Below are 25,615 nucleotides of genomic sequence, written 5' to 3' on the forward strand. Positions count from 1 at the left end.
GTGGGGGGGCGGGTGGCGGTCCGCAACCCCCCCCCCTCGGGCGTGCCCCCCGCCCCATAGCACCCAACACCCTGGGGGGGGTACGGGAGGTCCCGTACCGCCCCTTCTCGTACGGCTAGAAGCCCGGGGGCTCCGTGTAGATGCCCCACTCCTCGCGGAGCACGTCGCAGATCTCGCCGAGGGTGGCCTCCGCGCGGACCGCGTCGAGCATCGGGCCGATCATGTTGGAGCCGTCGCGGGCAGCCGCCAGCATCGAGTCCAGGGCGGCGCGGACCTGGGCGTCGTCGCGGCGCTCCTTGCGCTCACCGAGGACGCGGACCTGCTCCCACTCGACCTCGTGGCTGACCCGCAGGATCTCCAGGTCGCCGGTGACCGAGCCGTGGTGGACGTTCACGCCGACGACGCGCTTGTCGCCCTTCTCCAGGGACTGCTGGTACTGGAAGGCGGACTCGGCGATCTCGCCGGTGAACCAGCCGTCCTCGATGCCGCGCAGGATGCCCGAGGTGATCGGACCGATCGGGTGCTGCCCGTCCGGGTGGGCCCGGCGGCCACGCTCCTTGATCTGGTCGAAGATCTTCTCGGCGTCGGCCTCGATCCGGTCGGTGAGCTGCTCGACGTACCAGGAACCACCGAGCGGGTCGGCCACGTTGGCCACGCCCGTCTCCTCCATCAGCACCTGCTGCGTGCGCAGCGCGATCTCGGCGGCCTGCGCGCTGGGGAGCGCGAGGGTCTCGTCGAGGGCGTTGGTGTGCAGCGAGTTGGTGCCGCCGAGGACCGCGGAGAGCGCCTCCACCGCGGTGCGGACGACGTTGTTGTACGGCTGCTGGGCGGTGAGGGAGACACCGGCGGTCTGGGTGTGGAAGCGGAGCCACTGGGCCTTGTCGGTCTTGGCTCCGTAGACCTCCTTCATCCAGCGCGCCCAGATCCGGCGGGCGGCGCGGAACTTGGCGATCTCCTCGAAGAAGTCGAGGTGCGCGTCGAAGAAGAAGGAGAGGCCGGGCGCGAAGACGTCGACGTCCAGGCCCCGGGAGAGGCCGAGCTCCACGTAGCCGAAGCCGTCGGCGAGGGTGTACGCGAGCTCCTGCGCGGCCGTCGCCCCGGCCTCGCGGATGTGGTAGCCGGAGACGGAGAGCGGCTTGTACGCGGGGATGCCCTGCGCGCAGTGCTCCATGAGGTCGCCGATGAGGCGCAGGTGCGGCTCGGGCTGGAAGAGCCACTCCTTCTGCGCGATGTACTCCTTGAAGATGTCGGTCTGCAGCGTGCCGTTGAGCACGCCAGGGTCGACACCCTGGCGCTCGGCGGCGACCAGGTACATGCAGAAGACGGGCACGGCGGGCCCGGAGATGGTCATCGAGGTGGTGACGTCGCCGAGCGGGATGTCCTTGAAGAGGACCTCCATGTCGGCGGCGGAGTCGATGGCGACACCGCAGTGACCGACCTCGCCGAGCGAGCGCGGATCGTCGGAGTCGCGGCCCATGAGGGTGGGCATGTCGAAGGCGACCGAGAGCCCGCCGCCGCCGGCGGCCAGGATCATCTTGTACCGCTCGTTGGTCTGCTCGGCGTTGCCGAAGCCGGCGAACTGGCGGATGGTCCAGGTCCGGCCGCGGTAGCCCGTCGGGTGCAGGCCGCGGGTGAAGGGGTACTCACCGGGCCAGCCGATGCGTTCGAAGCCCTCGTAGGTGTCCCCGGGCCGTGGCCCGTAGACGGGCTCGACCGGGTCACCGGAGAGCGTCGTGAAGTCGGCGTCGCGCTTGCGGGCCTTGTCGTAGCGGGCCTGCCAGCGTCGGCGGCCTTCCTCGATCGCTTCTGCGTCCATGCTTCAAATTTACTAGGACGTCCTAGTAAATGTCGATGGGAAACCCCCGCACATCCGTGCGGGGGTGTGCCTCAGGCCTTGACCGGGGCCGGCTGCGCGCCGCTGACCAGCGGAAGCGTCTCGCGGACGACCTTGCGCTCGACGAAGAACGCGGCGAAAGGAATCGTCCCGGACAGCAGCACCCACAGGAGCTTGCCGAACGGCCACTTCGCCTTGGAGCCCAGGTCGAAGGCGAAGATCAGGTAGATGATGTAGAGGACGCCGTGGGTCTGGGAGACCGCGAAGGTCACGTCCTCGCCCATGTCGAACCCGTACTTGAAGACCATGCACGTGCAGAGCACGAGCAGCATGACGGCGGTGATGTACGCCATGACGCGGTAACGGGTCAGCACGCTGGATTTCATGGCGTCGAGCGTAACGGCACGTTCCGGGCGATCTTCGGGCGGGCCCGGCTTCGGGTCAGCTCTCGTCGAAGTCGTGCGCGCTCACCCGCAGCGGGCGCAGCATCGCGAAGATCTCCGCACACTCCTCGGCGTCGTAGACCCCGAGGCCGAAGTCCATCTCCATCAGATCGCGGGTGGCCGCCTCGACCACCTCGCGGCCCTTCTCGGTGATGGAGGCGAGCGTTCCGCGCCCGTCGTTGGGGTTGGGCCGCTTGTCCACGAGACCCGACTTCACGAGCCGGTCCACCGTGTTCGTCACGGACGTGGGGTGGACCATCAACCGCTCACCGATCTTGGACATCGGCAGCTCACCGGCCTTGGAGAAGGTCAGCAGCACGAGGGCCTCGTAGCGCGCGAAGGTCAGCCCGTACGGCTTGACCACGGCGTCCACCTCCGCGAGGAGGATCTGATGGGCCCGCATGATCGAGGTGATCGCGGCCATCGACGGGACGGGCCCCCAGCGGTTCTGCCAGAGCTCGTCGGCGCGGGCGATGGGGTCGAACGGGAGACTGAGCGGCTTCGGCACGCGTCGACCTTACCCACTGGTCACATGGTGGTCAGCCCCGTCTCGAACTTCGGTCGCACGGACCTCGGCGACGACCGCCAGGACGCAGACCGTGCCGAGCACGCCCGCGCCGACGACCACGAGGTGGACGGGGAGGAACTCGGCGGCGAGACCGGCTCCGGCCATGCCGACGCCCTGGATCGTCATCATGCCCGCGGTCATCAGGGTCATGGCCCGGCCGCGCTGCGCCTCGGGGACGGCGGCGACGAACCAGGCGTCGAGGCCGAGGGTGTACGCACCGGTGGCGCCGGCCAGGAGGAGGGCGACGGCGGCGAGGGCGATGCCCGGCTCGACGGCGTAGAGCAGGAAGGGCAGCAGCCCCACGGCCACGAGCGGGACGACGATCCGCTCGCGCACGCGGGCGCTGAGGGCGGAGCCGGCGAAGAGCTCGCCCGCGATGGTGCCGACGGGCATCGCGCACATCAGAAGGCCCAGAGCGGCGGTGGAGGCGCCGATCTCGCGGGCGTAGGGGGCGGCGAGGGCCTCGGGGGTGACGACGAAGAGGGGCGGGATCCAGAACATGAGCATCAGCGCGCGGATCCGGCGGTCGCGCAGGACGCCCCAGGTCCCGCCGAGACCCTGACGCCCGGCGGTCGCCGCCGCCCGGGCCGGGCGGTGGGCGGTGCCGAAGCGCAGCAGCAGCGCCGACGTGAGGAAGGTGACGGCCGTGATCGCGATGGCGCCGCGCGGCGGCACGACGGTGAGCAGCACACCGCCGACACCGAACCCGGCGAGCAGCGCGCTCTGCGAGACGATCCGGAGGAGGGAGCGGCCGAGGACGAAGAGGTCGCCCTCGCCGAGGATGTCGGCGAGGGTCGCCATCCGGGTCCCGTTGAAGACGGGCGCGACGGCGGCGACGGCGCACCGCAGCACGAGCAGCCCGGCGACGGGGGTCACGGGCGCGACCATCAGCGCGACGCAGCCGGCACAGACGAGATCGCAGACGACGAGCACACGCCGGGCGGGATACCGGTCGGCGACACCGGCGAGCAGGGTGCCACCGAGCAGATAGGGCAGGAACCCCAGGGCGAAGGTGAGCGAGGAGAGCAGCGGCGACCCGGTGAGGTCGTAGACGAGCACGGTGAGCGCGATCTCGCTGACGACGACCCCGAGCAGCGAGAGCAGGTGCGCGACGAACACGGTCCTGAACTCCCGCACGGCGAACACGGCACGGTAGCCGGGGCCGGCTGTCCGTTCGGGCGCGCGGACCGGGTCGGGTGTCGCGTTGGGCGCAGGGGTGGTTCCGGGGTTCTCCTTCGGCATGGGGCGAGACTCACCCCGGTGACCGCCTCCGCCCTAGACTTTCGGCTCCAGCCGAATCCTTCGTGGGGAGCCATGCCCTATCACCTTCAGTTCGGTGAGGCCGACCCGCTTCGGATCCGGTTCGCGCTCTCGCCGCTCTGGGAGACGCAGTCCGCCGTGCGGGTGCTCGCGCGGCCCCGGCAGCAGGGGTACCACCTGCCCTGGCTGCGGCGGATCCGTGGCGCGGCCGAGGGGATCGACCTCGGCCCGCTCCATCTGCTGATGCCCCGGCACGGGCACAGCCCGGACTTCCTCTATCCGCCGCCTCTCGGGCCCGCCGCCTCCTTCGAGGAGGAGATCGCGGCCGTACGCGAGACCGATCCCGCGCTCGCCCTGGACGACTTCGCGCGCGCCCTCGCCGACACCCCCGGCGCCGCGGCGACCGACGAGGGGCGGCGGATGCTCGCCGACCCCGCGGGCGCCGTCCATCGGCTCGCCGATCTGCTCCAGGCCGCCTGGGACGCCCTGATCGCGCCCGTGTGGCCCCGGCTGCGCGCCCTCCTCGAAGCCGATGTCGCCTACCACTCCCGCCGACTCGCCGACGGTGGCCTGGAGCGTCTCCTCGGCGAGCTGCACCCCGGCTTCGACTGGGCCGCCGACAGCGCCACCCTCACCGTCGCCTACCGCGGCGAGCACGTCCGCGCCCTGGACGGGCAGGGGCTGGTCCTGATGCCGTCCGTCTTCACCTGGCCCGATGTGGTGAGCGGCTTCGACCCGCCCTGGCAGCCGACCGTCGTCTACCCGGCGCGCGGGATCGGCGGGCTGTGGACCGAGGCCCGCGACCGGACGCCCGACACGCTCGCCCGGCTGCTCGGCCGGGCCCGAGCGGACGTGCTGTGCGCCCTGGACGATCCGGCGGGCACGAGCGCGCTGGCGCACCGCCTCGGACTCGCCCCCTCCTCCGTGTCGGCGCATCTGTCCGTACTGAGGGAGGCCGGCCTGCTGACCTCCCGCCGCTACGGCCATCAGGTGCTCTACGAGCGCACACCGCTCGGCATCGCCCTGACCGCCTCCGGCGGCGCGCACGAGTGAGCCCCCGACCCGGAGGGGGCGGGGGCTCGGCTTCGCGGCGGGTGTTCAGCCTTCCAGGTGGCGTTCCACGGTCGCGACCTTGGAGGCGAGACCGTCCGTGACGCCCGGCCGGATGTCGGCCTTGAGGACCAGCGAGACCCGGGGCGCCCGGGCCTCGACCGCGGCGACGGCGCGCTTGACCACGTCCATCACCTCGTCCCAGTCACCCTCGATCGAGGTGAACATCGCGTCGGTACGGTTCGGCAGCCCCGACTCCCGTACGACCCGGACGGCGTCGGCGACGTACTCGCCGACCTCCTCGCCGACTCCGAGCGGCGTGACCGAGAAGGCGACGATCACGCGTTCACCGTGCCCTCGCGGCGGGCGCGGGAGGCGATGACGGCGTCCTCGGCCTCGCGCTTGAGCTTGCGCTCGGCGAAGAAGCCGCCGAGGGGCAGCACGGAGAGCACGAAGTAGAGCGCCGCCGTCTTGAGGTTCCACTTGGTGCGGTTCCAGGCGTCGAGCCAGAAGACCACGTAGAGGATGAAGAGAATGCCGTGGATCGCTCCCATGACCGGCACCGCGTTGAACTCCGTCGTCCGCTTCAGCACGGAGCAGACCAGCAGAAGCAGGAAGGAGACGGCCTCCGGAGCGGAGACGAGTCGGAGGCGCTGGAGGGAGGAGGCGGTCTTGATGTCCACGGGGGTCACCTTCGGGTGGGAGGGGGGCCGGTGATCTTGTGAATGGATGCACAAGCGTCGCCTCATTGTGGCACCCGACTTTGCTGTCCCTTTGTCCGGGGGCCCCGTAACCTCGCTCCGTGGCAACGTTTCGACTCCAAGGCAGCAAAGTGCTGGCCGTCGACATGACCGGTGACGCCGTCAAGGCGAAGAACGGCTCGATGGTCGCGTACGACGGCCAGATGGCCTTCAAGAAGATGTCCGGCGGCGGTGAGGGCCTGCGCGGCATGGTCACCCGTCGGCTCACCGGCGAGCAGATGGAGGTGATGGAGGTGAAGGGCCAGGGAACCTGCTGGTTCGCCGACCGCGCCTCCGAGATCAACCTCGTCTCCCTGCACGCCGACAAGCTCTATGTCGAGGCGAGCAATCTGCTCTGCACCGACGCGGGGCTGCGCACCGGCACGAGCTTCACCGGGCTGCGCGGCGGAGCGACCGGCAACGGCCTCTTCACGACGACGATCGAGGGCACCGGCCAGGCGGCGATCATGTCGGACGGCCCGGCGGTGGTGCTGCGCGTGACGCCGCAGTACCCGCTCTCGGTCGACCCCGGCGCGTACGTCGCCCACCAGGGCAACCTGCAGCAGAGCTTCCAGTCCGGTGTGACCTTCCGCACCTTCCTGGGCGAGGGCGGCGGCGAGGCGTTCCAGATCCGCTTCGAGGGCGACGGGCTCGTCTACGTGCAGCCGAGCGAGCGCAACACGGTGGGGGGTGACGTCTGATGCCGTTCCGTGAGATCAACTCGAAGATGGTCGAGGCCCAGCTGGTGCCTGGACAGCGCATGTTCAGCCAGCGCGGCGCGATGCTGGCGTACCGCGGCGACGTCACTTTCACGCCGAACATCGCGGGTGGCCAGGGCGGCGTGATGTCGATGATCGGTCGCCGGGTGGCGGGCGAGGCGACCCCGCTGATGACCGTCGAGGGCAACGGCACGGTGATGTTCGGGCACGGCGGCCACCACATCCAGGTGATCCGGCTGACCGGCGACACCCTCTTCGTCGAGGCCGACCGGCTCCTCGCCTTCGACGGCACCCTGGAGCAGGGCACGATGTTCATGGGCTCCCAGGGCGGCGTCATGGGCATGGTGCGCGGCCAGGTGACCGGCCAGGGCCTCTTCACGACGACACTGAAGGGCCACGGCGCGGTCGCGGTCATGGCGCACGGCGGTGTGATCGAGCTGCCGATCACACCGGGACGCGCGGTCCACGTGGACCCGCAGGCTTACGTCGCCCACCACGGCGACGTACGGAACAAGCTCTCCACCGCGCTCGGCTGGCGCGACATGGTGGGGCGCGGCTCGGGCGAGGCGTTCCAGCTGGAGCTGAGCGGCAGTGGTGCGGTGTACGTGCAGGCGTCGGAGGAGAAGCTGTGACCGGTCCCGTCGTCCTCGACCCGCACTCGCTCCCGTCCGACGACAACGTCAATCCGTACACCTTCTGCGTGGAGCTCAAGGGCTCCCAGTGGTTCCTGCAGAAGGGCAAGATGATCGCCTACTACGGGCGGATCGACTTCAACGGCATCGGCCACGGGCGGCTGGACCGTCTGGTCCGTACGTCGTTCCACTCACCGCTGCACGCGAGCGACTGGGTGGTGGCCGAGGGCAGCGGCAAGATGCTGCTCGCCGACCGGGCCTTCGACGTGAACTCGTTCGACCTGGACGAGGGCAATCTGACGATCCGCTCGGGCAATCTGCTGGCGTACCAGCCGACGCTGGCGCTGAAGCAGTCGATCGTGCCGGGGTTCGTGACGCTGATCGGCACGGGCAAGTTCGTGGCGGCGTCCAACGGGCCGGTGGTCTTCATGGAGCCGCCCATGCGGGTGGATCCGCAGGCCCTGGTGGGCTGGGCCGACTGCCCGTCCCCGTGCCACCACTACGACCACGGCTACATGACCGGCGTGATGGGCGGCGTACGGGCGCTGACGGGGATCGGCGGCACCTCGGGCGAGGAGCACCAGTTCGAGTTCGTGGGGGCGGGTACGGTACTGCTCCAGTCGACGGAGCTGCTGATGGCCGAACGGGCGATCGGTCAGACGCCGGCGCAGGCGGGGGTGCCGGGCGGCCATGGACCGCTCGGTTCCGGCCATGGTCAGGGCGGATCCGTACCGCGCCTTCCCGGTCAGCTCGGGGACCTCCAGCGTCGCTTCGGGCTGTAGCCGGTAGTCTGCGGAGTGTGACGTCATCGAACGGCGTCGAGCGCCGTTCGATTCTCCGCACCCGCCGCGTCGGGGCTCCGGGTGCCCGGCGTCACACTCCCTCATTTCGTCCAGCATTCAACTTCTTAGGTAGAATCCATATATGGAGACCGAGACGGCCACCCCCTGGCTCAACGACGCCGAGCAGTGTGCATGGCGCACGTATCTGGACGTCAACAGGATGCTGACGTACCAGCTGGAGAAGGACCTCCAGCCCTTCGGCCTGACCATCAACGACTACGAGATTCTGGTGAATCTGTCGGAGTCGGCGGAACGGCGTCTGCGCATGAGCGACCTCGCGACCGCGACGCTGCAGTCCAAGAGCCGGCTCTCGCACCAGATCACCCGCATGGAGAACGCGGGGCTCGTGCGCCGTGAGAACTGCGAGTCGGACCGCCGCGGCCTGTACGCGGTCCTGACCGACCACGGTATGGACACGATGCGGAAGGTGGCACCGCACCACGTCGAATCGGTGCGCAAGCACTTCATCGACCAGCTCAGCTCCGAGGCGCTCGGCGACCTCCACGAGTCGCTGAAGCCGGTGGCGGAGCAGCTGCGGGGCCGCCGAGGCAAGCCGTAGCGACATGGAGAAGGCCCGGTACGCGTCCGCGTACCGGGCCTTCTTCGCGTGCGTCGGGTCAGTTGCCCGTCAGGCTCGCGATCAGCTCGTCGGAGGCCGCGTACGGGTCCAGTTCACCCGCCACGATCCGCTCCGCCAGCGCGTCCAGGCGGCGGTCGCCGTGCAGATCGCCGATGCGCTCACGCAGCGCCGTGACGGCGATCGTCTCCACCTCGCGCGCCGAACGCGCCCGGCGGCGCTCCGCCAGGACGCCGTGCTCCTCCATCCACGCACGGTGCTTCTCGAGCGCCTCGACGACCTCGTCGATGCCCTCGCCACGCGCCGCGACCGTCTTGACGATCGGCGGCCGCCAGTCGCCCGGCCCGCGCGCCTCGCCCAGGCCCAGCATGTGGTTCAGCTCGCGGGCCGTCGCGTCCGCGCCGTCCCGGTCCGCCTTGTTCACCACGTACACGTCGCCGATCTCCAGGATGCCCGCCTTCGCGGCCTGGATCCCGTCGCCCATGCCCGGAGCGAGGAGCACCACCGAGGTGTCGGCCTGGGAGGCGATCTCCACCTCCGACTGCCCGACGCCCACCGTCTCCACGAGGATCACGTCGCAGCCCGCCGCGTCCAGGACGCGGATCGCCTGCGGGGCCGACCAGGCGAGCCCGCCCAGGTGGCCGCGGGTCGCCATCGAGCGGATGTAGACGCCCGGGTCGGAGGCGTGCTCCGACATCCGGACCCGGTCGCCGAGCAGCGCTCCCCCGCTGAACGGGGACGAGGGGTCGACGGCCAGGACGCCGACCCGCTTGCCCGCCCGCCGGTAGGCGGCGACCAGCGCGGACGTCGACGTGGACTTGCCGACACCGGGCGAGCCCGTCAGGCCCACCACGTACGCGCCACCGGTGAGCGGCGCCAGCGCCGCCATCACCTCACGCAGCTGCGGGGACGCCCCCTCCACGAGCGAGATCAGCCGGGCCACGGCGCGCGGCCGGCCCTCCCGTGCCTGGGCGACCAGTTCGGGGACGTCCACCATGTTCAACCGCTCCTTGCTTCCGGGACTACTTGCCGGGTACGCGAACGATCAGAGCGTCACCCTGACCGCCGCCGCCGCACAGCGCCGCCGCGCCGACGCCGCCGCCGCGCCGCTTGAGCTCCAGGGCCAGGTGGAGCACCACACGGGCGCCGGACATGCCGATCGGGTGTCCCAGGGCGATCGCGCCACCGTTGACGTTCACCTTTTCCGGGGTCACGCCCAGGTCCTTCATTGACTGGACGGCGACGGCCGCGAACGCCTCGTTGATCTCGATGAGGTCGAGGTCCTCGACGCCCAGGCCCTCCTTCTTCAGGGCGTGCTGGATCGCGTTGGACGGCTGCGACTGGAGCGAGTTGTCCGGGCCCGCCACATTGCCGTGGGCGCCGATCTCGGCGATCCACTCCAGGCCCAGCTCCTCCGCCTTGGCCTTGCTCATCACGACCACGGCGGCGGCGCCGTCCGAGATCTGCGAGGAGGTGCCGGCGGTGATGGTGCCGTCCTTGGCGAAGGCCGGACGGAGCTTGCCGAGCGACTCGACGGTGGTCTCGCCGCGGATGCCCTCGTCCTTGGAGAAGACGACCGGCTCGCCCTTGCGCTGCGGGATCTCGACCGGGGTGATCTCGGCCTCGAAGATGCCGTTCTTCTGCGCGGCGGCGGCGCGCTGGTGCGACAGCGCGGCGATCTCGTCCTGCTCGGGGCGGGCGATGCCGAGGCGGGTGTTGTGCTTCTCGGTGGACTCGCCCATCGCGATGTTCTCGAAGGCGTCGGTGAGGCCGTCGTACGCCATGGCGTCGAGCATCTCGATGGCACCGTACTTGAAGCCCTCGCGGGACTTCGGCAGCAGGTGCGGGGCGTTGGTCATCGACTCCTGGCCGCCGGCGACGACCACGTCGAACTCACCCGCGCGGATGAGCTGGTCGGCGAGGGCGATGGCGTCGAGGCCGGACAGACACACCTTGTTGATGGTGAGGGCCGGGACGTTCATCGGGATGCCGGCCTTGACGGCGGCCTGGCGGGCGGGGATCTGGCCGGCGCCCGCCTGGAGCACCTGGCCCATGATCACGTACTGCACCTGGTCGCCGCCGATGCCGGCCCGGTCGAGCGCGGCCTTGATGGCGAAGCCGCCCAGCTCCGCGCCGGAGAAGGACTTGAGGGAACCGAGCAGCCGTCCCATGGGCGTGCGGGCGCCCGAGACGATCACTGAGGTGGTACCGGTCGTTCCAGACATGAGGCACAGCCCCTTGAGATGAGGAGTGAACGAGGGTTTACCGCCAATGTACTGAGCGGTGCCGCGGCTGGTCACCGGCCAGCCGGTGTGATGGCGCGCACGTTGCGTAACCATGGCCGGAGCGCTGCACTGGAGAAATGCTGACGCGAATCGACCACATCGGGATCGCCTGTTTCGACCTCGACAAGACTGTCGAGTTCTACCGTGCGACCTACGGTTTCGAGGTGTTCCACTCCGAGGTGAACGAGGAGCAGGGCGTCCGCGAAGCCATGCTCAAGATCAACGACACCTCCGACGGCGGCGCCTCGTACCTCCAGCTCCTGGAACCCACCCGCGAGGACTCCGCGGTGGGCAAGTGGCTGGCCAAGAACGGCGAGGGAGTGCACCACATCGCCTTCGGCACCGCCGATGTCGACGGGGACGCCGCGGACATCCGCTCCAAGGGTGTCCGGGTCCTCTACGACGAGCCGAGGATCGGCTCCATGGGCTCCCGCATCACCTTCCTCCACCCCAAGGACTGCCACGGCGTACTGACCGAACTGGTCACCTCTGCCGACCCCTCCTCAACGGAGCACTGACCTCCGGATTCCTGGCCCGGTAGAGTGGGCGGCTCCGGGCCGGGGCCGGTCGGTGCCGCATGCCATGCGGCGTCGAAGTCGGGGTATCCGATCTGCCACGATTCCCGGGGGGCCGTTCTCCGGGGAACGGTGCTCGTTGGAGTGTTGCGACCAGGGGACGGATGGGACCGCGCAGTGCGGGGCTACGAACACCAGGAGAGCCACCGAGCTGAAGACGACCATCTTTCGCGGTTCGAAGCCGAGATGGACCGGCTGAAGACCGAGCGGGAGAAGGCCGTCCAGCACGCCGAGGACCTCGGTTACCAGGTCGAGGTCTTGCGTGCCAAGCTCCACGAGGCGCGCCGGACCATCGCATCCCGCCCCGCGTTCGACAGCGCGGACATCGGCTACCAGGCCGAGCAGCTCCTGCGGAACGCGCAGATCCAGGCCGACCAGCTGCGCCAGGACGCCGAGCGCGAGCTGCGCGAGGCCCGCGCCCAGACCCAGCGCATCCTGCAGGAGCACGCCGAGCACCAGGCCCGGCTCCAGGCAGAGCTGCACGCCGAGGCCGTCCAGCGCAGGCAGCGCCTGGACCAGGAGCTGTCGGAGCGCCGCCAGACCGTCGAGGCGCACGTCAACGAGAACGTCGCCTGGGCCGAGCAGCTGCGGGCCCGTACGGAGTCCCAGGCCCGCCGCCTGATGGAGGAGTCCCGCGCCGACGCCGAGCAGTCGCTCGCCGGCGCACGCGCCGAGGCCACCCGGCTCGCCGAGGAGACCCGGCAGCGGGTCGGCGCGGAGGCGGAGGCCGCCCGTGCCGAGGCCGAAGCGATTCTGCTGCGCGCCCGCAAGGACGCCGAGCGGCTCCTGAACGCCGCGTCCACGCAGGCGCAGGAGGCCACCAGCCACGCCGAGCAACTGCGTTCCTCCACCACCGTCGAGACCGAGCAGGCCCGTCAGCAGGCCACCGAGCTGTCCCGCTCCGCCGAGCAGCGGCTGCAGGAGGCCGAGGACCGGCTGCGCGAGGCGCGGGCGGAGGCCGAGAAGGCGCTGTCCGAGGCCAAGGAGGCGGCCGCCAAGCAGCTGTCGTCCGCGGAGTCCGTCAACGAGCAGCGCACCCGTACCGCGAAGGCGGAGATCGCCCGGCTCGTCGGCGAGGCGACCAAGGAGGCCGAGACCCTCAAGGCCGAGGCCGAGGAGAAGCTCCGCGAGGCGACCGCCGAGGCGGAGAAGCTGGTCTCCGAGGCCTCCGACAAGGCGCGCACGGTCGCGGCCGAGGACTCCGCCGCCGCCCTGGCCAAGGCGGCCAGGACCGCCGAGGAGGTCCTCACCAAGGCGTCCGAGGACGCCCAGACGACCACCCGCAAGGCCTCCGAGGAGGCCGACCGCATCCGCCGCGAGGCCGAGGCGGAGGCCGACCGGCTGCGCAACCAGGCCGAGGAGCAGGCCGACGAGGTGCTCGGCTCGGCCAAGGACGACACCAAGGAGTACCGCGCCAGGACGGTCGAGCTGCAGGAGGAGGCGCGCCGGCTGCGCGGCGAGGCCGAGCAGCTGCGGGCCGAGGCGATCGCCGAGGGCGAGAAGATCCGCGGCGAGGCCCGGCGCGAGGCCGTCCAGCAGATCGAGGAGGCGGCCAGGACCGCCGAGGAGCTGCTGACCAAGGCCCGTACCGACGCCGACGAGCTGCGCGCGAGCGCGGGCGCCGAGGGCGATCGGGTCCGCTCGGAGGCGATGGAGCGCGCCCAGACGCTGCGCACCCAGGCCGAGGAGACGCTGGAGCGCACCCGCGCCGAGGCCGAGCGGATGCGTACGGAGGCCGAGGAGCAGGCCGAGTCGGTCAAGGAGGCCGCCGAGCGGGACGCGGCCACGCTGCGCGAGGACGCCGAGCGGGCGGCCGAGGCCCGGCACGCGGAGGCCGCCGACGAGCTCACCCGGCTGCACACCGAGGCCGAGACGCGGGTCGAGACCGCCGAGCAGGCGCTGACCGACGCCCGCGCCGAGAGCGAGCGGCTCCGGCGCGAGGCCGCGGAGGAGACCGAGCGGCTCCGCACGGAGGCCGCGGAGCGTATCCGTACGCTCCAGGCGCAGGCCGAGCAGGAGGCCGAGCGGCTGCGCACGGAGGCCGCGTCGGACGCGTCCACGTCGCGCGCCGAGGCCGAGTCCGCGGCCGTACGACTGCGCACGGAGGCCTCGACGGAGGCCGAGCGGCTGAAGTCGGAGGCACAGGAGACCGCCGACCGGGTACGGGCCGAGGCCGGGGCCGCCGCCGAGCGGGTCGCCACCGAGGCCGCAGAGGCGCTGGCCGCCGCGCAGGAGGAGGCCAACCGGCGCCGCCGGGAGGCCGAGGAGACGCTGGAGTCCGCCCGTTCCGAGGCCGACCGCGAGCGTCAGCACGCCCGCGAGCAGTCCGAGGATCTCCTCGCCTCCGCCCGCAAGCGGGTGGAGGAGGCCCAGACCGAGGCCCACCGCCTGGTCGAGGAGGCGGACCGGCGGGCCACGGAGATGGTGTCCGCGGCCTCGCGAGCCGCGCAGGAGGTCCGCGATTCGGTCGCGGGTCTGCGCGAGCAGGCCGAGGAGGAGATCACCGGTCTGCGCAGCGCCGCCGAGCACGCGGCGGAGCGCACCAGGACCGAGGCGCAGGAGGAGGCGGACCGGGTCCGCGCCGACGCGTACGAGGAGCGGGAGAGGGCCACCGAGGACGCCAACCGCGTCCGTACGCGCGCCCAGGAGGAGTCCGAGGCCGCGAATTCGCTGGCCGAGCGGACGGTCGCGGACGCGATCGCCGAGTCGGAGAAGCTGCGCGCGGACACCGCCGAGTACGCGCAGCGGGTACGGACCGAGGCGTCGGACGCGCTGGGCGCCGCCGAGCAGGACGCGGCCCGCACCCGGGCGGACGCCCGCGAGGACGCCAACCGCATCCGCTCCGAGGCGGCGACGGAGGCCGACCGGCTCACGGCCGAGGCCGAGGAGCTGATCACGCTCGCCCGCACGGAGGGCGAGCAGGTCCTCGACGAGGCCCGCAAGGCCGCCGACAAGCGGCGCGCGGACGCGGCCGAGCAGGCGGACTCCCTCATCGCGGAGGCCACGAGCGAGGCCGAGCGGATCGCGGCGGAGGCCGGCGACGAGGCGGAGCGGCTGCGGGCCGAGGCCGCCGAGAACGTGGGGCAGGCGCAGCAGGCCGTCGAGCGGATCCGCGCCGAGGGCGAGCGGCTGCGCGCGGAGGCCGAGGCGGCGGCGGAGCAGATGCGTTCCGAGGCGCGGGCCGAGGCCGACCGTACGCTCGACGAGGCGCGCGAGGCCGGTGCCAAGCGCCGCTCGGACGCGGCCGAGCAGGCCGACCAGCTGATGGCGAAGGCTCAGGAGGAGGCGCTGCGCGCCACCGCCGAGGCGGAGTCGCAGGCGGACACGATGGTCGGCGCGGCCCGTCAGGAGGCCGAGCGGATCGTGGCCGAGGCGACCGTCGAGGGCAACTCTCTGGTGGAGAAGGCGCGTACGGACGCGGACGAGCTCCTGGTGGGCGCCCGCAGCGACGCGACGGCCATAAGGGAGCGGGCCGAGGAGCTGCGCGGCCGGATCGAGGGCGAGATCGAGGAGCTGCACGAGCGGGCGCGGCGTGAGACGGCCGAGCAGATGAAGACGGCGGGGGAGCGCGTCGACAAGCTGGTGAAGGCCGCCACCGAGCAGCAGGCCGAGGCCGAGGCGAAGTCCAAGGACATGCTCTCCGAGGCGAGTTCGGAGGCGAGCAAGGTCCGGATCGCGGCGGTACGGAAGGCGGAGGCGCTGCTCAAGGAGGCCGAGCAGAAGAAGGCCTCGCTGGTCGGCGAGGCGGAGCGGATCAAGGCGGAGGCCGAGACCGAGGCCGAGCAGATGATCTCCGAGGGCAAGCGGGACCTGGATGTGCTCGTGCGCCGTCGCGAGGACATCAATGCCGAGATCTCCCGTGTCCAGGACGTCCTCGAAGCGTTGGAGTCTTTCGAGGCGCCGGGAGCGAAGTCCGCCGGTGCGAAGGACGATGTCAAGGCGGGTGCGTCGGCGGGGGCAACACGTTCGAGTGGCAAGTCCTCCGACGGCTAGCCACTCAAAAGGCTGGACATTCTCCATATCAAACGGGCATCCGCTCGATGACACGCCGCTTCGGCCCCTAGGATTCCCCCTAACACCTCACCGGTCTCATTCGACAGGAACCCCATGAGCGACACTTCCTCCCCCTTCGGCTTCGAGCTCGTGCGGCGTGGTTACGACCGCGGTCAGGTGGACGACCGCATTACCAAGCTCGTCGCCGACCGTGACAGTGCTCTGGCCCGAATCACCTCTCTGGAAAAGCGCATCGAGGAGCTCCACCTCGAGACGCAGAACGCCCAGGCCCAGGTCACCGACGCGGAGCCGTCGTACGCCGGCCTCGGTGCTCGCGTCGAGAAGATCCTCCGCCTCGCCGAGGAGGAGGCGAAGGACCTGCGCGAGGAGGCCCGTCGCGCCGCCGAGCAGCACCGCGAGCTGGCCGAGTCTGCCGCCCAGCAGGTGCGCAACGACGCCGAGTCCTTCGCCGCGGAGCGCAAGACGAAGGCCGAGGACGAGGGCGTTCGGATCGTCGAGAAGGCACAGGGTGAGGCCAACTCGCTGCGTGCCGAGGCGCAGAAGGACGCGCAGTCCAAGCGCGAGGAGGCGGACGCGCTCTTCGAGGAGACCCGCGCCAAGGCCGCCCAGGCAGCCGCGGACTTCGAGACCAACCTGGCCAAGCGCCGCGAGCAGTCGGAGCGCGACCTGGCCTCGCGTCAGGCCAAGGCCGAGAAGCGCCTCGCCGAGATCGAGCACCGCGCCGAGCAGCTCCGCCTGGAGGCCGAGAAGCTGCGCACGGACGCGGAGCGCCGGGCCCGCCAGACGGTGGAGACCGCGCAGCGCCAGGCCGAGGACATCGTGGCCGACGCGAACGCCAAGGCCGACCGGATCCGCTCGGAATCGGAGCGCGAGCTGGCGGCGCTGACGAACCGCCGCGACTCGATCAACGCCCAGCTGACCAACGTCCGCGAGATGCTGGCGACGCTGACCGGTGCCGCCGTGGCGGCCGCCGGCTCCCCGATCGACGACGAGCCGGCCACCCGCGGCGTCCCGGCGCAGCAGACCCGGTGAGCACCGCGTCCACGCCGTCCCGGTAACCGGAACGCGAACGACCACAAAACCCTCCGCCATTCCAGTGGCGGAGGGTTTTGCGCACCCGTAGCGTGGTCGCATGATCGAGCTCGAGGCCCTGACGAAACGGTTCGGAACGAAGACGGCCGTCGACCATCTCTCCTTCCAGGTCCGGCCCGGCGTGGTCACCGGCTTCCTCGGGCCCAACGGCGCGGGCAAGTCGACGACCATGCGCATGATGCTCGATCTGGACAACCCGACCAGCGGTACGGTCCGGATCGACGGCAAGCACTACCGCGAGCTCCAGGAGCCGTTGAAGTACATCGGGGCGCTGCTCGACGCCAAGGCGATGCACGGCGGCCGGTCCGCGTACAACAACCTGCTCTGTCTCGCGCAGTCCAACCGCATCCCGTCGAGCCGGGTCGGCGAGGTCCTCGATCTGGTCGGTCTGACGGCGGTCGCGCGGAAGAAGTCGAAGGGCTTCTCCCTCGGCATGGGACAGCGGCTGGGAATCGCGTCGGCGCTGCTCGGTGATCCCGAGATCCTGATGTTCGACGAACCCGTCAATGGTCTGGACCCTGAGGGAATTCACTGGATCCGCAATCTGATGAAGGCGCTCGCGGCCGAGGGCCGGACGATCTTCGTTTCCAGCCATCTGATGAGTGAAATGGCCCTGACGGCCGATCATCTGATCGTGATCGGCCAGGGAAAACTGCTGGCCGACACCTCGATGGCGGATTTCATCCACCAGAATTCGCGGAGCTATGTACGGCTGCGTTCGCCGCAGCAGGAGCGGCTGCGGGACCTCCTGCACGCCAATGGCTTCACCCCCGTCGAAGCGGGCAACGGGACGCTGGAGGTGGACGGGGCCACCACCGAGAAGCTCGGTGAACTGGCCGCCGAGAACCAGCTCGTGCTGCACGAGCTGAGCTCCCAGCGCGCCTCCCTGGAGGAGGCGTTCATGCAGATGACGGCCGGCGCGGTGGAGTACCACGCGCACGGCACGGACGTACACGGCGCGGACGCGCCCGCCGCCGGCCCCCGCTGGGGCGAGAACACCAAGGGAGCCTGAACGATGGCAGCGGTATCCGCGGTCCTCCAGTCGGAGTGGACCAAGATCCGGACGGTCTCCTCGACCGTCTGGACGCTGGCGAGCGCGCTCCTGGTGACGGTGGCGATGAGCGCCGCGCTCTGCGCCCTGCTGAAGTCGACCTTCTCGGATCTCTCCGAGGCCGAGCAGGCGACCTTCGACCCGACCTTCGTCAGCTTCTCCGGGATGGTGCTCGGCCAGCTGGCGATGGTGGTCTTCGGCGTCCTCGTGGTCGGCACCGAGTACAGCTCGGGCATGATCCGTACGTCTCTGGCGGCGGTGCCGCAGCGGGCGACCTTCATCTTCAGCAAGATCGCGGTGGCCGGGGCGCTCGCCCTGGTGGTGGGCCTCGCGACCAGCTTCCTGTCGTTCTTCCTGGGCCAGGCCCTGCTGGGTGAGCACCGCACCTCCCTGGGCGCGGACAATGTGCTGCGGGCGGTCGTGGGCGGCGGCCTCTACATGGGCCTGATAGCGCTCTTCTCGATGGGTGTGGCGACGATGCTGCGCTCCTCGATGCTCTCGCTCGGCATCCTGGTGCCGTTCTTCTTCCTGGTCTCGCAGATCCTCTCCGCCGTGCCGAAGGCCAAGGAGGTGGCGCTCTACTTCCCCGACCAGGCCGGCTCCAAGATCATGCAGGTCGTCCCGGACGCCATGAACACGGAGGAGGCTCCGTACGGCCCCTGGGGCGGGCTCGGCATCATGCTGATCTGGGTGGCGGTCGCGCTGCTCGGCGGCTACCTGGTCCTGAAGAAGCGGGACGCGTGAACCCGTAGGTCCCTCGCCCCGGCCGTCTCCGGCGCCCTCAGCCCGTCGCGGTGGGGTCCCGGGGGGCCGGGAGGACGCCCGGCGGCCGGCCCTCGTCGGGGAGGACCGCGTCGAACTCCGGCCAGCCCCGCCAGTCCCACACATCGACGGCCGTGTCCGGGTGGAGCGGCACGAAGCGGCCGCGCTCGAAGTCGTCGCCGTCCAGGTCGAACCACCGCTCGTCGACGACCTCGGTGCCGAGGCCGACGGTCCGCGCGGTCAGCCGGACCAGCAGCTTCACGCCCACCGAGTCCGAGAGGTCCTTGCCCTGGATCTCGCGGAAGGGGAGCGTGTCCGCGGGTGCGTCCAGCGGTATCCACACGGTGAAGGGCGCCCCGCGCTCCACCGCGAGCCAGGCGCGCTCGTCGGCCGGCTCGCCCTTCTCGTCGAGGACCTTGAGCCACTTCTTGTAGATGACGAGGCTGCCGTCGTGGGGTGACCTCTCCAGGTAGCGAAGGTGCACCCGGGCGCGCAGGTCGACCACCGAGAGGTTGTCGAGGTAGTTGTAGAAGCGCACCGCGATGATGCCGTCCTCGCTGTCGGCGTGGGCCCGCGCGTATCCGGGGAAGTCGGCCGCCCAGGCGTGGGAGATGCTGGCTCGCTTCCGCCAGATGAAGGGCCGCAGCGCGAAGAGCTTGATCAGCACGATGCCGAGCACGACGGCGGGCGCCAGCGCGCCGGTCACGGAGGCGACGGAGGCCAGCAGCTGATGGGCCAGGTTCTGGTCCTGCGGGCTGAGGTTGTCCGTGCCGACGCAGGCCCGCAGCGCTTCGAGCGCGGTGCTCACCAGCCCCTCGACGTCACCGAACCGGTCGGCCAGCGAGGTCGGCGACGACTCCGTGAGGGTCCAGACGACCGCGATGACGACGGCGAGCGCCATCAGCGCGCCGAGCGTCATGGCCATCAGGACGTGGACCGAACGCCCGGCGATCCACCATCGCACGGACGTGCGACGTCTGGGATGGGGACGGCGCGCCCGCCTCATCCAACTCCCGGTCACCAGCAACTTCACTTCCCCCCAAGTGAATTGACGCAGGGTCCACATTCTGCCCCACCGGATGTGTGTCCGGTATACGCGACGACCCACGTCCCGTACGCTCTCCGGGAGAAGATCCGGCACGGCCGGTGCACCGCCCCACCTGCACGACCTCGAAGGGCTCATGTGATGGACCGCAGCCTGGCAGCCCTCGGCCTGGACGACGTGGCCGTCGAGCGTCCCCTGATCTATCCCGGACGCCCGGTGACGGAGCCTTCGCTCCTCCTCGACGACGAGCTGCTGCCCCTGGACGTCCGGGCGACGCGCCTGGGCGACTGGACGGTCGATCAGGGCGGACGGCTCGACGAGGTCCTGACGATGCACGGGCAGGAGCCCGTCGGGCGTCGTCATCCGGTGATCGCCGTCGGCTCCAACGCCTCACCGGGCCAGGTGCGCCACAAGCTGCGCCGGCTGAACCTGCCGGTGTCCGTCCCCATGGTCCCGGTGCGGGTCAGCGGGATCGGAGTCGGCTGCTCCGGCCACATCAGTCCCGCCGGGTACGTGGCGGGCACCCCGTTCGTCGATCACACCGCCCACGCCACGCTGGTCGTCACCTGGCTCGACGCGCGCCAGCTCAAGGCGGTCGACGACACCGAGTTCCCGGACTACCGGCGCGCGATCCTGCCGGGTGACCTCTTCGACATGACGATGCCGTCCCGAGAGCGCCTCGGCGGGGCGTACATCTACTTCAGCGCGCACGGCGTGCTGGCCCCCGACGGGACGCGTCCGCTGCCGGGCGGCGGCGACCAGGCGACCCTCCTCGACGGGCTGCTCACCGGCTCGTCCCGGCTCCGGGAGCTGCTGGGTCGGGACGCCGCCTCCTGGGTCGACCGGGCAGGCCAGGACCCGGGCACACGCGCGGGTGGCACGAAGATCTTCGGCGAGGAGGGCTGGGTCCTTCCGCAGACCGATTTCCTCCCCTATCTCGACGAGTCCGCCGAGCTGCGGTCGTACGACGACCTGCCCGCACTCGCGGACTCCCTGCCGAACCGAACCGGTAACGGCTGATCGGACTTCGCCGGAACCGTCAATGGCTCGATAAGCTCCTAGCTCATACGGGGGGCTACGCCAGTCGGGAGCCCCGACGACGACCTGAACTGTCGATGGGGCTGGAGAATGATCGAGGCAGTCGGCCTGACGAAGCGCTACGGCGCCAAGACGGCCGTGTACAACCTTTCCTTCCACGTGCGGCCGGGGACCGTCACCGGCTTCCTGGGACCCAACGGCTCCGGCAAGTCCACGACCATGCGCATGATCCTCGGGCTCGACCAGCCCACCTCCGGGCATGTCACGATCGGCGGTCATCCGTTCCGGCAGCTGCCGAACGCGCCCCGCCAGGTCGGTGCGCTGCTCGACGCCAAGGCGGTGCACGGCGGACGCAGCGCACGCAGCCATCTGCTCTCGCTCGCCCAGCTCGCCGGCATCCCGGCGCAGCGGGTCGACGAGGTCCTCGGGGTCGTCGGCCTCCAGGACGTCGCCAAGCGCCGCTCCAAGGGCTTCTCGCTCGGCATGGGGCAGCGGCTCGGGATCGCGGCCGCGCTGCTCGGCGACCCGCAGGTGCTGCTCTTCGACGAGCCCGTCAACGGACTCGACCCCGAGGGCATCCTCTGGGTCCGCAACCTCATGAAGAAGCTCGCCTCCGAGGGGCGGACGGTCTTCGTCTCCAGCCACCTCATGAGCGAGATGGCGCTGACGGCCGACCACCTGATCGTGATCGGCCGCGGCCAGCTGATGGCCGACATGAGCGTCAAGGACTTCATCTCGGCGAACTCGGCGGACTTCGCCCGCGTGCGGACCCCGCAGACGGAGCCCCAGCAGCGGGAGAAGCTGACGGCAGCGCTGACCGAGGCCGGCGGCCAGGTGATGTCCGAGCCGGACGGCGCGCTGCGCGTGACCGGTCTGCCGCTGCCCCGGATCAGCGACCTGGCGCACGACGCGGACGTACGGCTCTGGGAGCTGTCCCCGCACCAGGCCTCGCTGGAGGAGGCGTACATGCGGCTGACGCAGGGCGCCGTGGACTACCGCTCCACCGAGGACCAGCTGGCCCATCTCCAGCAGCCCCAGCCGCACGGACACGGGTACGCCGTGCCGCCGCAGCCGGTGGTCCAGGACGTGCCGCAGCAGGGCTGGTACGCCCCGCCGCCGCCCGGACAGAACCCCTACGCCACCCCGCAGAGCGAGCCCGGCAAGAACGACGAGGACGCCCGATGACCGCCCCCGCCCCCTACTCGTACGTCTCCCCCATCCCCGTGCGCAAGGCGCACCTGGGTGACGCGATCGCGTCGGAGTGGACCAAGATCCGTTCCCTGCGCTCCACCATGTGGACGCTGGGGGTGATGGTGCTGCTGATGCTGGGCATCGGTCTCGGCGTCGCCGCGATCGTGGCGGCGTCGGACGTGCCGACCGAGAGCGAGTCGGCGCTCGGTCTCGGCTTCTTCGGCGTGCTGCTCGGCTCGATCTGCGTGATCACGCTGGGAGTGCTGACCATCGCCTCCGAGTACGGCACGGGCATGATCCGCACCACGCTCACCGCCTGCCCGAGCCGCGCCCGGGTGCTGACGGCGAAGGCGATCGTCTTCTTCGCGCTCGTCTTCACGATCACCACGGTCACGGCAGGCATCGTCGCCGTGGCGCAGGTGGCGATGGTGGACCAGGCCCAGGAGCCCACCTCGGGGGAGTGGCTGCGGGCCACCGTCGGCGTCGGCCTGTTCATGGCCGAGCTCGGACTGCTGGCGCTCTCGATCGGCGCGATCATCCGGCACTCGGCGGGCGCGATCACCATCATGATCGGCGTACTGCTGCTCCCGCTGGTCGCCGCCATGTTCATGTTCTCGGAGTCGCTGGCCACGGTGCAGGACTGGCTGCTCGACTACGCGATCCCGAGCCAGCTCATCGCCCTGTACGCGGGCAAGGCGGCCATGAGCGAGTCCGGGCCCGCGGGCTGGGACCCGGTGTGGATCCTGCTGGTCATCACGGCCGCGACGATCGGCGGCGCGTACGCCCTGCTGAACAGCCGGGACGTCTGACCGAGGACCCCTAGTACCTCGGCGCGTTACGGGACCGCTGCACCCTGGAGGTGCGGCGGTCCTTCGCGTTCCAGCAGGCCTTGTGCCAGTGCCTGCGGTCGTCCACTCCCCCGTACTCCGGCCATGCCACCACGTGCGGCGCGCCGCCGGGGATCTCCTGGTCGCAGCCGGGGCAGCGGTAGCGCTTCCCGGGCGCGCTGGCGCCGGCGACATGGCGGACGTACCACTCCTCGCCCTGCCAGGTCTCGCTGCGCTGCGAGCCCCCGTACCGGTCGCCCGACTCAGCCTGAGGTTCGGGCTTCTCGCCGCCACTGGGACGGTTGCGACGCGGGGACACGTAATCACCTCACGGGGCCGGGGGCAGGAACACGGACGGTTCTCTCCAGCCTACGGGCCGCGACACGGTGGCCCCGTCCACCCTCCAGGCCGAATCAGCGGAAAATCGCAAGAACTTCATACAAGGCCGTTGCCTTTGGCACGTGTCAGACGTTGTTGCCAGTACGAGGGGGAGAAACGCGTCGGCCGCAAGGAGGCAGAAGGCGATGCGCGTGGGTACGTTTGTTCTGGCCGCCCAGTTCCCGGGTCAGGGCCAGGGCGAGGCGCTGCACCGGGCGGTACGGACCGCCGAGGTGGCCGAGGAGGCGGGGCTCGACTCCGTCTGGCTCGCCGAGCACCATTTCGTTCCGTACGGAGTATGTCCGTCGGCCGTGACCCTGGCGGCGCTGCTGCTGGGCCGCACACGCCGCCTCCGGGTCGGCACGGCGGTCAGCGTGCTGCCGACCGCCCATCCGGTGGCGCTGGGCGAGCAGGCCGCGTTGCTCCATCTGACGTCCGGCGGCCGTTTCACGCTCGGGGTGGGCAGAGGCGGGCCATGGGTCGATCTGGAGGTGTTCGGAGCCGGTCTGCCGGCGTACGAGCAGGGCTTCCCCGAATCGCTCGACCTGCTGCTGCGCTGGCTCTCCGAGCCCCGGGTATCGGCCGAGGGAGAACGATTCGCCTTCCGCGAGGTGGCCGTCGTGCCACGCCCCGGCGAGCTCATCGGCGGGGACGCGGCGCCCGAGGTCGTCGTCGCCTGCACCTCCCCCAAGAGCGTCAAGCTGGCCGCCGAGCGCGGTCTGCCGATGCTGCTCGGGATGCACTGCGGGGACGAGGACAAGGCCGAGATGGTGGCCGCCTGGGCACGGTGCGCGCGGGAGGCCGGGCGCACACCCGACGAGATCGCGCGGATCGGCGCCGGGCATGTATCGGCGGGCGTCGCCCAGCTCGCCGACCGCGGGGCGGACGCGGCCGAGGCCCTGGTGAAGGCGATGCCGGGCTGGCTGAAGCAGGGCCTCGACGCCCATGTGACGGTGGACGGCCGGCACCGCGCGATGCGGGACCCCGTCGCGTACACGGAGCTGCTGTGCGGGCTGCACCCGGTGGGTACGCCCCGGCGCGCGGCGGACCGGCTCGCGGCGACCTCGGAGCGTACGGGCATCACGCGCTTCGCGCTGCTCGCCGAGGGCACGGGCGATCTCGCGGCCACCGAGGAGAACGTACGGCGGCTGGGGGCCGAGGTGCTCCCCCTGCTGGTCTGAGTTCATGGATGGTTCGGGTGTGATGCCGCCGCTCCGGCACCTCTCGCATGGTTCGCGTCTCCCGCGATGCGGAGCGGCAGCACCGTGTGTCAGCAGTCGCGAAGTTCCGGCGACTGGTTGAGCAGCTGACCCCGTACGGAGGTGAAGCGGGCGAGCCGCTCGTCCACCGCGGGGTCCAGCGGGAACACCGCCACGCGGTGGCAGTTCTGGAAGGCCAGACGCACCCCGAAGTGCCGTTGCAGCGCACCACGGATCGCATCACTCGCGAGTGCACGCAACAGCTGACCACGTGCCTGCTCGTTCGGCGGCGGCGTCTGGTTGTCGGCGAACTCTCCACCGTCCACCTTCAGCTGAGCCACCAGAGAACTGATCATCTCCCATGCGTAGGGCAGGGAGGTCCGGACGCAGTCGACGAAGTCGGCTTCGTCGACCTCGCCTCGCTCGGCCTGTTCCAACAGCGCCGGTGAGACGTCGAGCGACATGGGTTCTCCTCTCGCGACCCCGACGGGCGGGGTCTTACGGGCAGGGATGAAGGGCCCCCCGCACGACACGCTGCGTGCACGGACGGCGACCTCCTGCTTCCACGGTAAGCGCGTCCTTCGGAGCGCACCAGGAGATTGGGAACACAACCGGCCAATAACCGACGGAGGTTGGGCGGGCGTTAAGAGCCGAATCGCGCGGAAGAGCGTGCGTCTTGTAGCGTTGCCGACCATGCGTCTCGTCATCGCCCGTTGTTCCGTGGACTACGCGGGCCGGCTCACCGCCCACCTGCCCTCCGCCCCCCGTCTGATCCTGGTCAAGGCAGACGGCAGCGTCTCCATCCACGCGGACGACCGGGCGTACAAACCGCTCAACTGGATGTCCCCGCCGTGCACCCTCAAGGAGGGTGCAGACGGTGAGGCCGGCATCTGGACCGTGGTGAACAAAGCGGGCGAGAAACTGATCATCACGATGGAGGAGATCCTGCACGACTCCTCGCACGAGCTCGGGGTGGACCCGGGTCTCATCAAGGACGGCGTGGAAGCGCACCTCCAGGAGCTGCTCGCCGACCGGATCGAGACCCTCGGCGAGGGCCACACGATGATCCGCCGTGAGTACCCGACGGCGATCGGCCCGGTGGACATCCTGTGCCGGGACGCCGACGGGGCGACGGTCGCGGTGGAGATCAAGCGTCGCGGCGAGATCGACGGCGTGGAGCAGCTGACCCGCTACCTCGAACTGCTGAACCGCGATCCGCACCTCGCCCCGGTGAAGGGCGTCTTCGCGGCGCAGGAGATCAAGCCGCAGGCGCGCGTGCTGGCCACGGACCGGGGCATCGACTGCGTGGTGCTCGACTACGACGCGATGCGGGGCATCGAGGACGACAAGCTGAGGCTGTTCTAGTACGAACGCGTCGTGGATGTACGTCAACGGCCCCGGGTGCGGTGAACCCACCCGGGGGCCTTTTCGGCGGGGGTCAGGCGGGGGTGCCGTCGGAGGTGGTCCATGCTCTTATACAAATATACGACCCC

At 70.7% G+C, this 25,615-nt stretch carries 26 protein-coding genes; 15 read left to right on the top strand and 11 right to left on the bottom strand.

Annotation, left to right across the window (positions count from 1 at the left end; all coding sequences use genetic code 11):
- Positions 1-115: 115 nt before the first annotated feature.
- The 4 genes from ACFC0D_RS23910 to ACFC0D_RS23925 all read right to left on the bottom strand — a co-directional run bounded on the left by ACFC0D_RS23910 (position 116) and on the right by ACFC0D_RS23925 (position 4,087).
- Entirely contained in the window at positions 116-1,816 is a 1,701-nt protein-coding gene (locus ACFC0D_RS23910) for a methylmalonyl-CoA mutase (RefSeq protein WP_376439397.1), read from the bottom strand.
- Between the two features lie 71 nt (positions 1,817-1,887).
- Positions 1,888-2,220 carry a DUF3817 domain-containing protein gene (locus ACFC0D_RS23915; RefSeq protein WP_361434667.1) on the bottom strand — a complete coding sequence of 111 codons (333 nt, stop codon included), beginning with the start codon at positions 2,218-2,220 and terminating at the stop codon, positions 1,888-1,890.
- A gap of 55 nt (positions 2,221-2,275) precedes the next feature.
- Positions 2,276-2,785, bottom strand: coding sequence for a MarR family winged helix-turn-helix transcriptional regulator (locus ACFC0D_RS23920; protein WP_376439401.1), 510 nt, complete (start codon positions 2,783-2,785; stop codon positions 2,276-2,278).
- 9 nt (positions 2,786-2,794) lie between these two features.
- Positions 2,795-4,087 carry an MFS transporter gene (locus ACFC0D_RS23925; protein WP_376439404.1) on the bottom strand — a complete coding sequence of 431 codons (1,293 nt, stop codon included), beginning with the start codon at positions 4,085-4,087 and terminating at the stop codon, positions 2,795-2,797.
- 72 nt (positions 4,088-4,159) lie between these two features.
- On the opposite strand from ACFC0D_RS23925, the gene ACFC0D_RS23930 reads away from it, so the two are divergent.
- A complete protein-coding gene (locus tag ACFC0D_RS23930) occupies positions 4,160-5,158 on the top strand; it encodes a DUF5937 family protein (RefSeq protein ID WP_376439407.1) in 999 nt (332 codons plus the stop codon).
- A 45-nt stretch (positions 5,159-5,203) separates the two neighbouring features.
- Here the strand turns inward: ACFC0D_RS23930 and ACFC0D_RS23935 are convergent, their stop codons facing one another.
- The gene (locus ACFC0D_RS23935; protein WP_376439410.1) at positions 5,204-5,497 is read right to left on the bottom strand and encodes an MTH1187 family thiamine-binding protein; all 294 of its coding nucleotides are present in this window, start codon (positions 5,495-5,497) and stop codon (positions 5,204-5,206) included.
- Positions 5,494-5,838: a DUF3817 domain-containing protein gene (locus ACFC0D_RS23940; protein WP_376439413.1), complete on the bottom strand. Its 345-nt coding sequence runs from the start codon at positions 5,836-5,838 to the stop codon at positions 5,494-5,496. The genes ACFC0D_RS23935 and ACFC0D_RS23940 overlap by 4 nt, the downstream gene beginning before the upstream one ends.
- Positions 5,839-5,957: 119 nt before the next feature.
- Between ACFC0D_RS23940 and ACFC0D_RS23945 the strand changes: the two genes are divergently transcribed.
- The 4 genes from ACFC0D_RS23945 to ACFC0D_RS23960 all read left to right on the top strand — a co-directional run bounded on the left by ACFC0D_RS23945 (position 5,958) and on the right by ACFC0D_RS23960 (position 8,647).
- Positions 5,958-6,596, top strand: coding sequence for an AIM24 family protein (locus tag ACFC0D_RS23945; protein ID WP_376439416.1), 639 nt, complete (start codon positions 5,958-5,960; stop codon positions 6,594-6,596).
- A complete protein-coding gene (locus ACFC0D_RS23950) occupies positions 6,596-7,246 on the top strand; it encodes an AIM24 family protein (RefSeq protein ID WP_329115794.1) in 651 nt (216 codons plus the stop codon). The genes ACFC0D_RS23945 and ACFC0D_RS23950 overlap by 1 nt, the downstream gene beginning before the upstream one ends.
- Positions 7,243-8,028, top strand: coding sequence for an AIM24 family protein (locus tag ACFC0D_RS23955; protein ID WP_376439419.1), 786 nt, complete (start codon positions 7,243-7,245; stop codon positions 8,026-8,028). The genes ACFC0D_RS23950 and ACFC0D_RS23955 overlap by 4 nt, the downstream gene beginning before the upstream one ends.
- Positions 8,029-8,170: 142 nt before the next feature.
- Positions 8,171-8,647 carry a MarR family transcriptional regulator gene (locus ACFC0D_RS23960; RefSeq protein WP_329115799.1) on the top strand — a complete coding sequence of 159 codons (477 nt, stop codon included), beginning with the start codon at positions 8,171-8,173 and terminating at the stop codon, positions 8,645-8,647.
- A gap of 58 nt (positions 8,648-8,705) precedes the next feature.
- Here the strand turns inward: ACFC0D_RS23960 and meaB are convergent, their stop codons facing one another.
- Together meaB and ACFC0D_RS23970 are read right to left on the bottom strand one after the other, a co-directional pair.
- Positions 8,706-9,662, bottom strand: a complete 957-nt coding sequence (gene meaB / locus ACFC0D_RS23965) for a methylmalonyl Co-A mutase-associated GTPase MeaB (RefSeq protein ID WP_329115802.1) — start codon at positions 9,660-9,662, stop codon at positions 8,706-8,708.
- 25 nt (positions 9,663-9,687) lie between these two features.
- Positions 9,688-10,890, bottom strand: a complete 1,203-nt coding sequence (locus tag ACFC0D_RS23970; RefSeq protein ID WP_376439422.1) for an acetyl-CoA C-acetyltransferase — start codon at positions 10,888-10,890, stop codon at positions 9,688-9,690.
- A 137-nt stretch (positions 10,891-11,027) separates the two neighbouring features.
- Between ACFC0D_RS23970 and mce the strand changes: the two genes are divergently transcribed.
- The 5 genes from mce to ACFC0D_RS23995 all read left to right on the top strand — a co-directional run bounded on the left by mce (position 11,028) and on the right by ACFC0D_RS23995 (position 18,426).
- Positions 11,028-11,468 (top strand): methylmalonyl-CoA epimerase, encoded by a 441-nt coding sequence (mce, locus tag ACFC0D_RS23975; RefSeq protein ID WP_329115806.1) that lies wholly within the window; start codon positions 11,028-11,030, stop codon positions 11,466-11,468.
- A gap of 174 nt (positions 11,469-11,642) precedes the next feature.
- A complete protein-coding gene (scy, locus tag ACFC0D_RS23980; RefSeq protein WP_376439426.1) occupies positions 11,643-15,518 on the top strand; it encodes a polarized growth protein Scy in 3,876 nt (1,291 codons plus the stop codon).
- A 114-nt stretch (positions 15,519-15,632) separates the two neighbouring features.
- Positions 15,633-16,571, top strand: a complete 939-nt coding sequence (locus ACFC0D_RS23985) for a cellulose-binding protein (protein WP_329115809.1) — start codon at positions 15,633-15,635, stop codon at positions 16,569-16,571.
- Between the two features lie 100 nt (positions 16,572-16,671).
- Positions 16,672-17,643, top strand: a complete 972-nt coding sequence (locus tag ACFC0D_RS23990) for an ABC transporter ATP-binding protein (protein WP_376439430.1) — start codon at positions 16,672-16,674, stop codon at positions 17,641-17,643.
- A gap of 3 nt (positions 17,644-17,646) precedes the next feature.
- Positions 17,647-18,426, top strand: coding sequence for an ABC transporter permease (locus tag ACFC0D_RS23995; RefSeq protein ID WP_376439433.1), 780 nt, complete (start codon positions 17,647-17,649; stop codon positions 18,424-18,426).
- Between the two features lie 37 nt (positions 18,427-18,463).
- On the opposite strand, the gene ACFC0D_RS24000 is transcribed toward ACFC0D_RS23995, so the two are convergent.
- The gene (locus tag ACFC0D_RS24000; protein WP_376439436.1) at positions 18,464-19,408 is read right to left on the bottom strand and encodes a hypothetical protein; all 945 of its coding nucleotides are present in this window, start codon (positions 19,406-19,408) and stop codon (positions 18,464-18,466) included.
- Positions 19,409-19,630: 222 nt separating this feature from the next.
- Between ACFC0D_RS24000 and ACFC0D_RS24005 the strand changes: the two genes are divergently transcribed.
- The 3 genes from ACFC0D_RS24005 (at position 19,631) to ACFC0D_RS24015 (ending at position 22,527) form a co-directional block, all read left to right on the top strand.
- Positions 19,631-20,509, top strand: coding sequence for a hypothetical protein (locus ACFC0D_RS24005; protein ID WP_376439439.1), 879 nt, complete (start codon positions 19,631-19,633; stop codon positions 20,507-20,509).
- 108 nt (positions 20,510-20,617) lie between these two features.
- Complete coding sequence (locus tag ACFC0D_RS24010; protein ID WP_376439441.1) at positions 20,618-21,712, top strand: ATP-binding cassette domain-containing protein; 1,095 nt, start codon at positions 20,618-20,620, stop codon at positions 21,710-21,712.
- Positions 21,709-22,527 (top strand): ABC transporter permease, encoded by an 819-nt coding sequence (locus tag ACFC0D_RS24015; RefSeq protein ID WP_376439444.1) that lies wholly within the window; start codon positions 21,709-21,711, stop codon positions 22,525-22,527. Before ACFC0D_RS24010 ends, ACFC0D_RS24015 begins: the two co-directional genes overlap by 4 nt.
- A 10-nt stretch (positions 22,528-22,537) precedes the next feature.
- Here ACFC0D_RS24015 and ACFC0D_RS24020 read toward each other — a convergent pair whose 3' ends face one another.
- The gene (locus tag ACFC0D_RS24020) at positions 22,538-22,864 is read right to left on the bottom strand and encodes an ATP/GTP-binding protein (RefSeq protein ID WP_376439447.1); all 327 of its coding nucleotides are present in this window, start codon (positions 22,862-22,864) and stop codon (positions 22,538-22,540) included.
- 205 nt (positions 22,865-23,069) lie between these two features.
- Between ACFC0D_RS24020 and ACFC0D_RS24025 the strand changes: the two genes are divergently transcribed.
- Positions 23,070-24,104, top strand: coding sequence for an LLM class flavin-dependent oxidoreductase (locus ACFC0D_RS24025; protein ID WP_376439450.1), 1,035 nt, complete (start codon positions 23,070-23,072; stop codon positions 24,102-24,104).
- Positions 24,105-24,193: 89 nt separating this feature from the next.
- Here the strand turns inward: ACFC0D_RS24025 and ACFC0D_RS24030 are convergent, their stop codons facing one another.
- A complete protein-coding gene (locus ACFC0D_RS24030) occupies positions 24,194-24,586 on the bottom strand; it encodes an SCO5389 family protein (protein WP_017236120.1) in 393 nt (130 codons plus the stop codon).
- 229 nt (positions 24,587-24,815) lie between these two features.
- On the opposite strand from ACFC0D_RS24030, the gene nucS reads away from it, so the two are divergent.
- Positions 24,816-25,487: an endonuclease NucS gene (gene nucS / locus ACFC0D_RS24035; RefSeq protein ID WP_376439453.1), complete on the top strand. Its 672-nt coding sequence runs from the start codon at positions 24,816-24,818 to the stop codon at positions 25,485-25,487.
- The last annotated feature ends 128 nt before the right edge of the window (positions 25,488-25,615 follow it).

It is taken from the genome of Streptomyces sp. NPDC056222 (genome assembly GCF_042264065.1).
GTDB lineage: Bacteria > Actinomycetota > Actinomycetes > Streptomycetales > Streptomycetaceae > Streptomyces.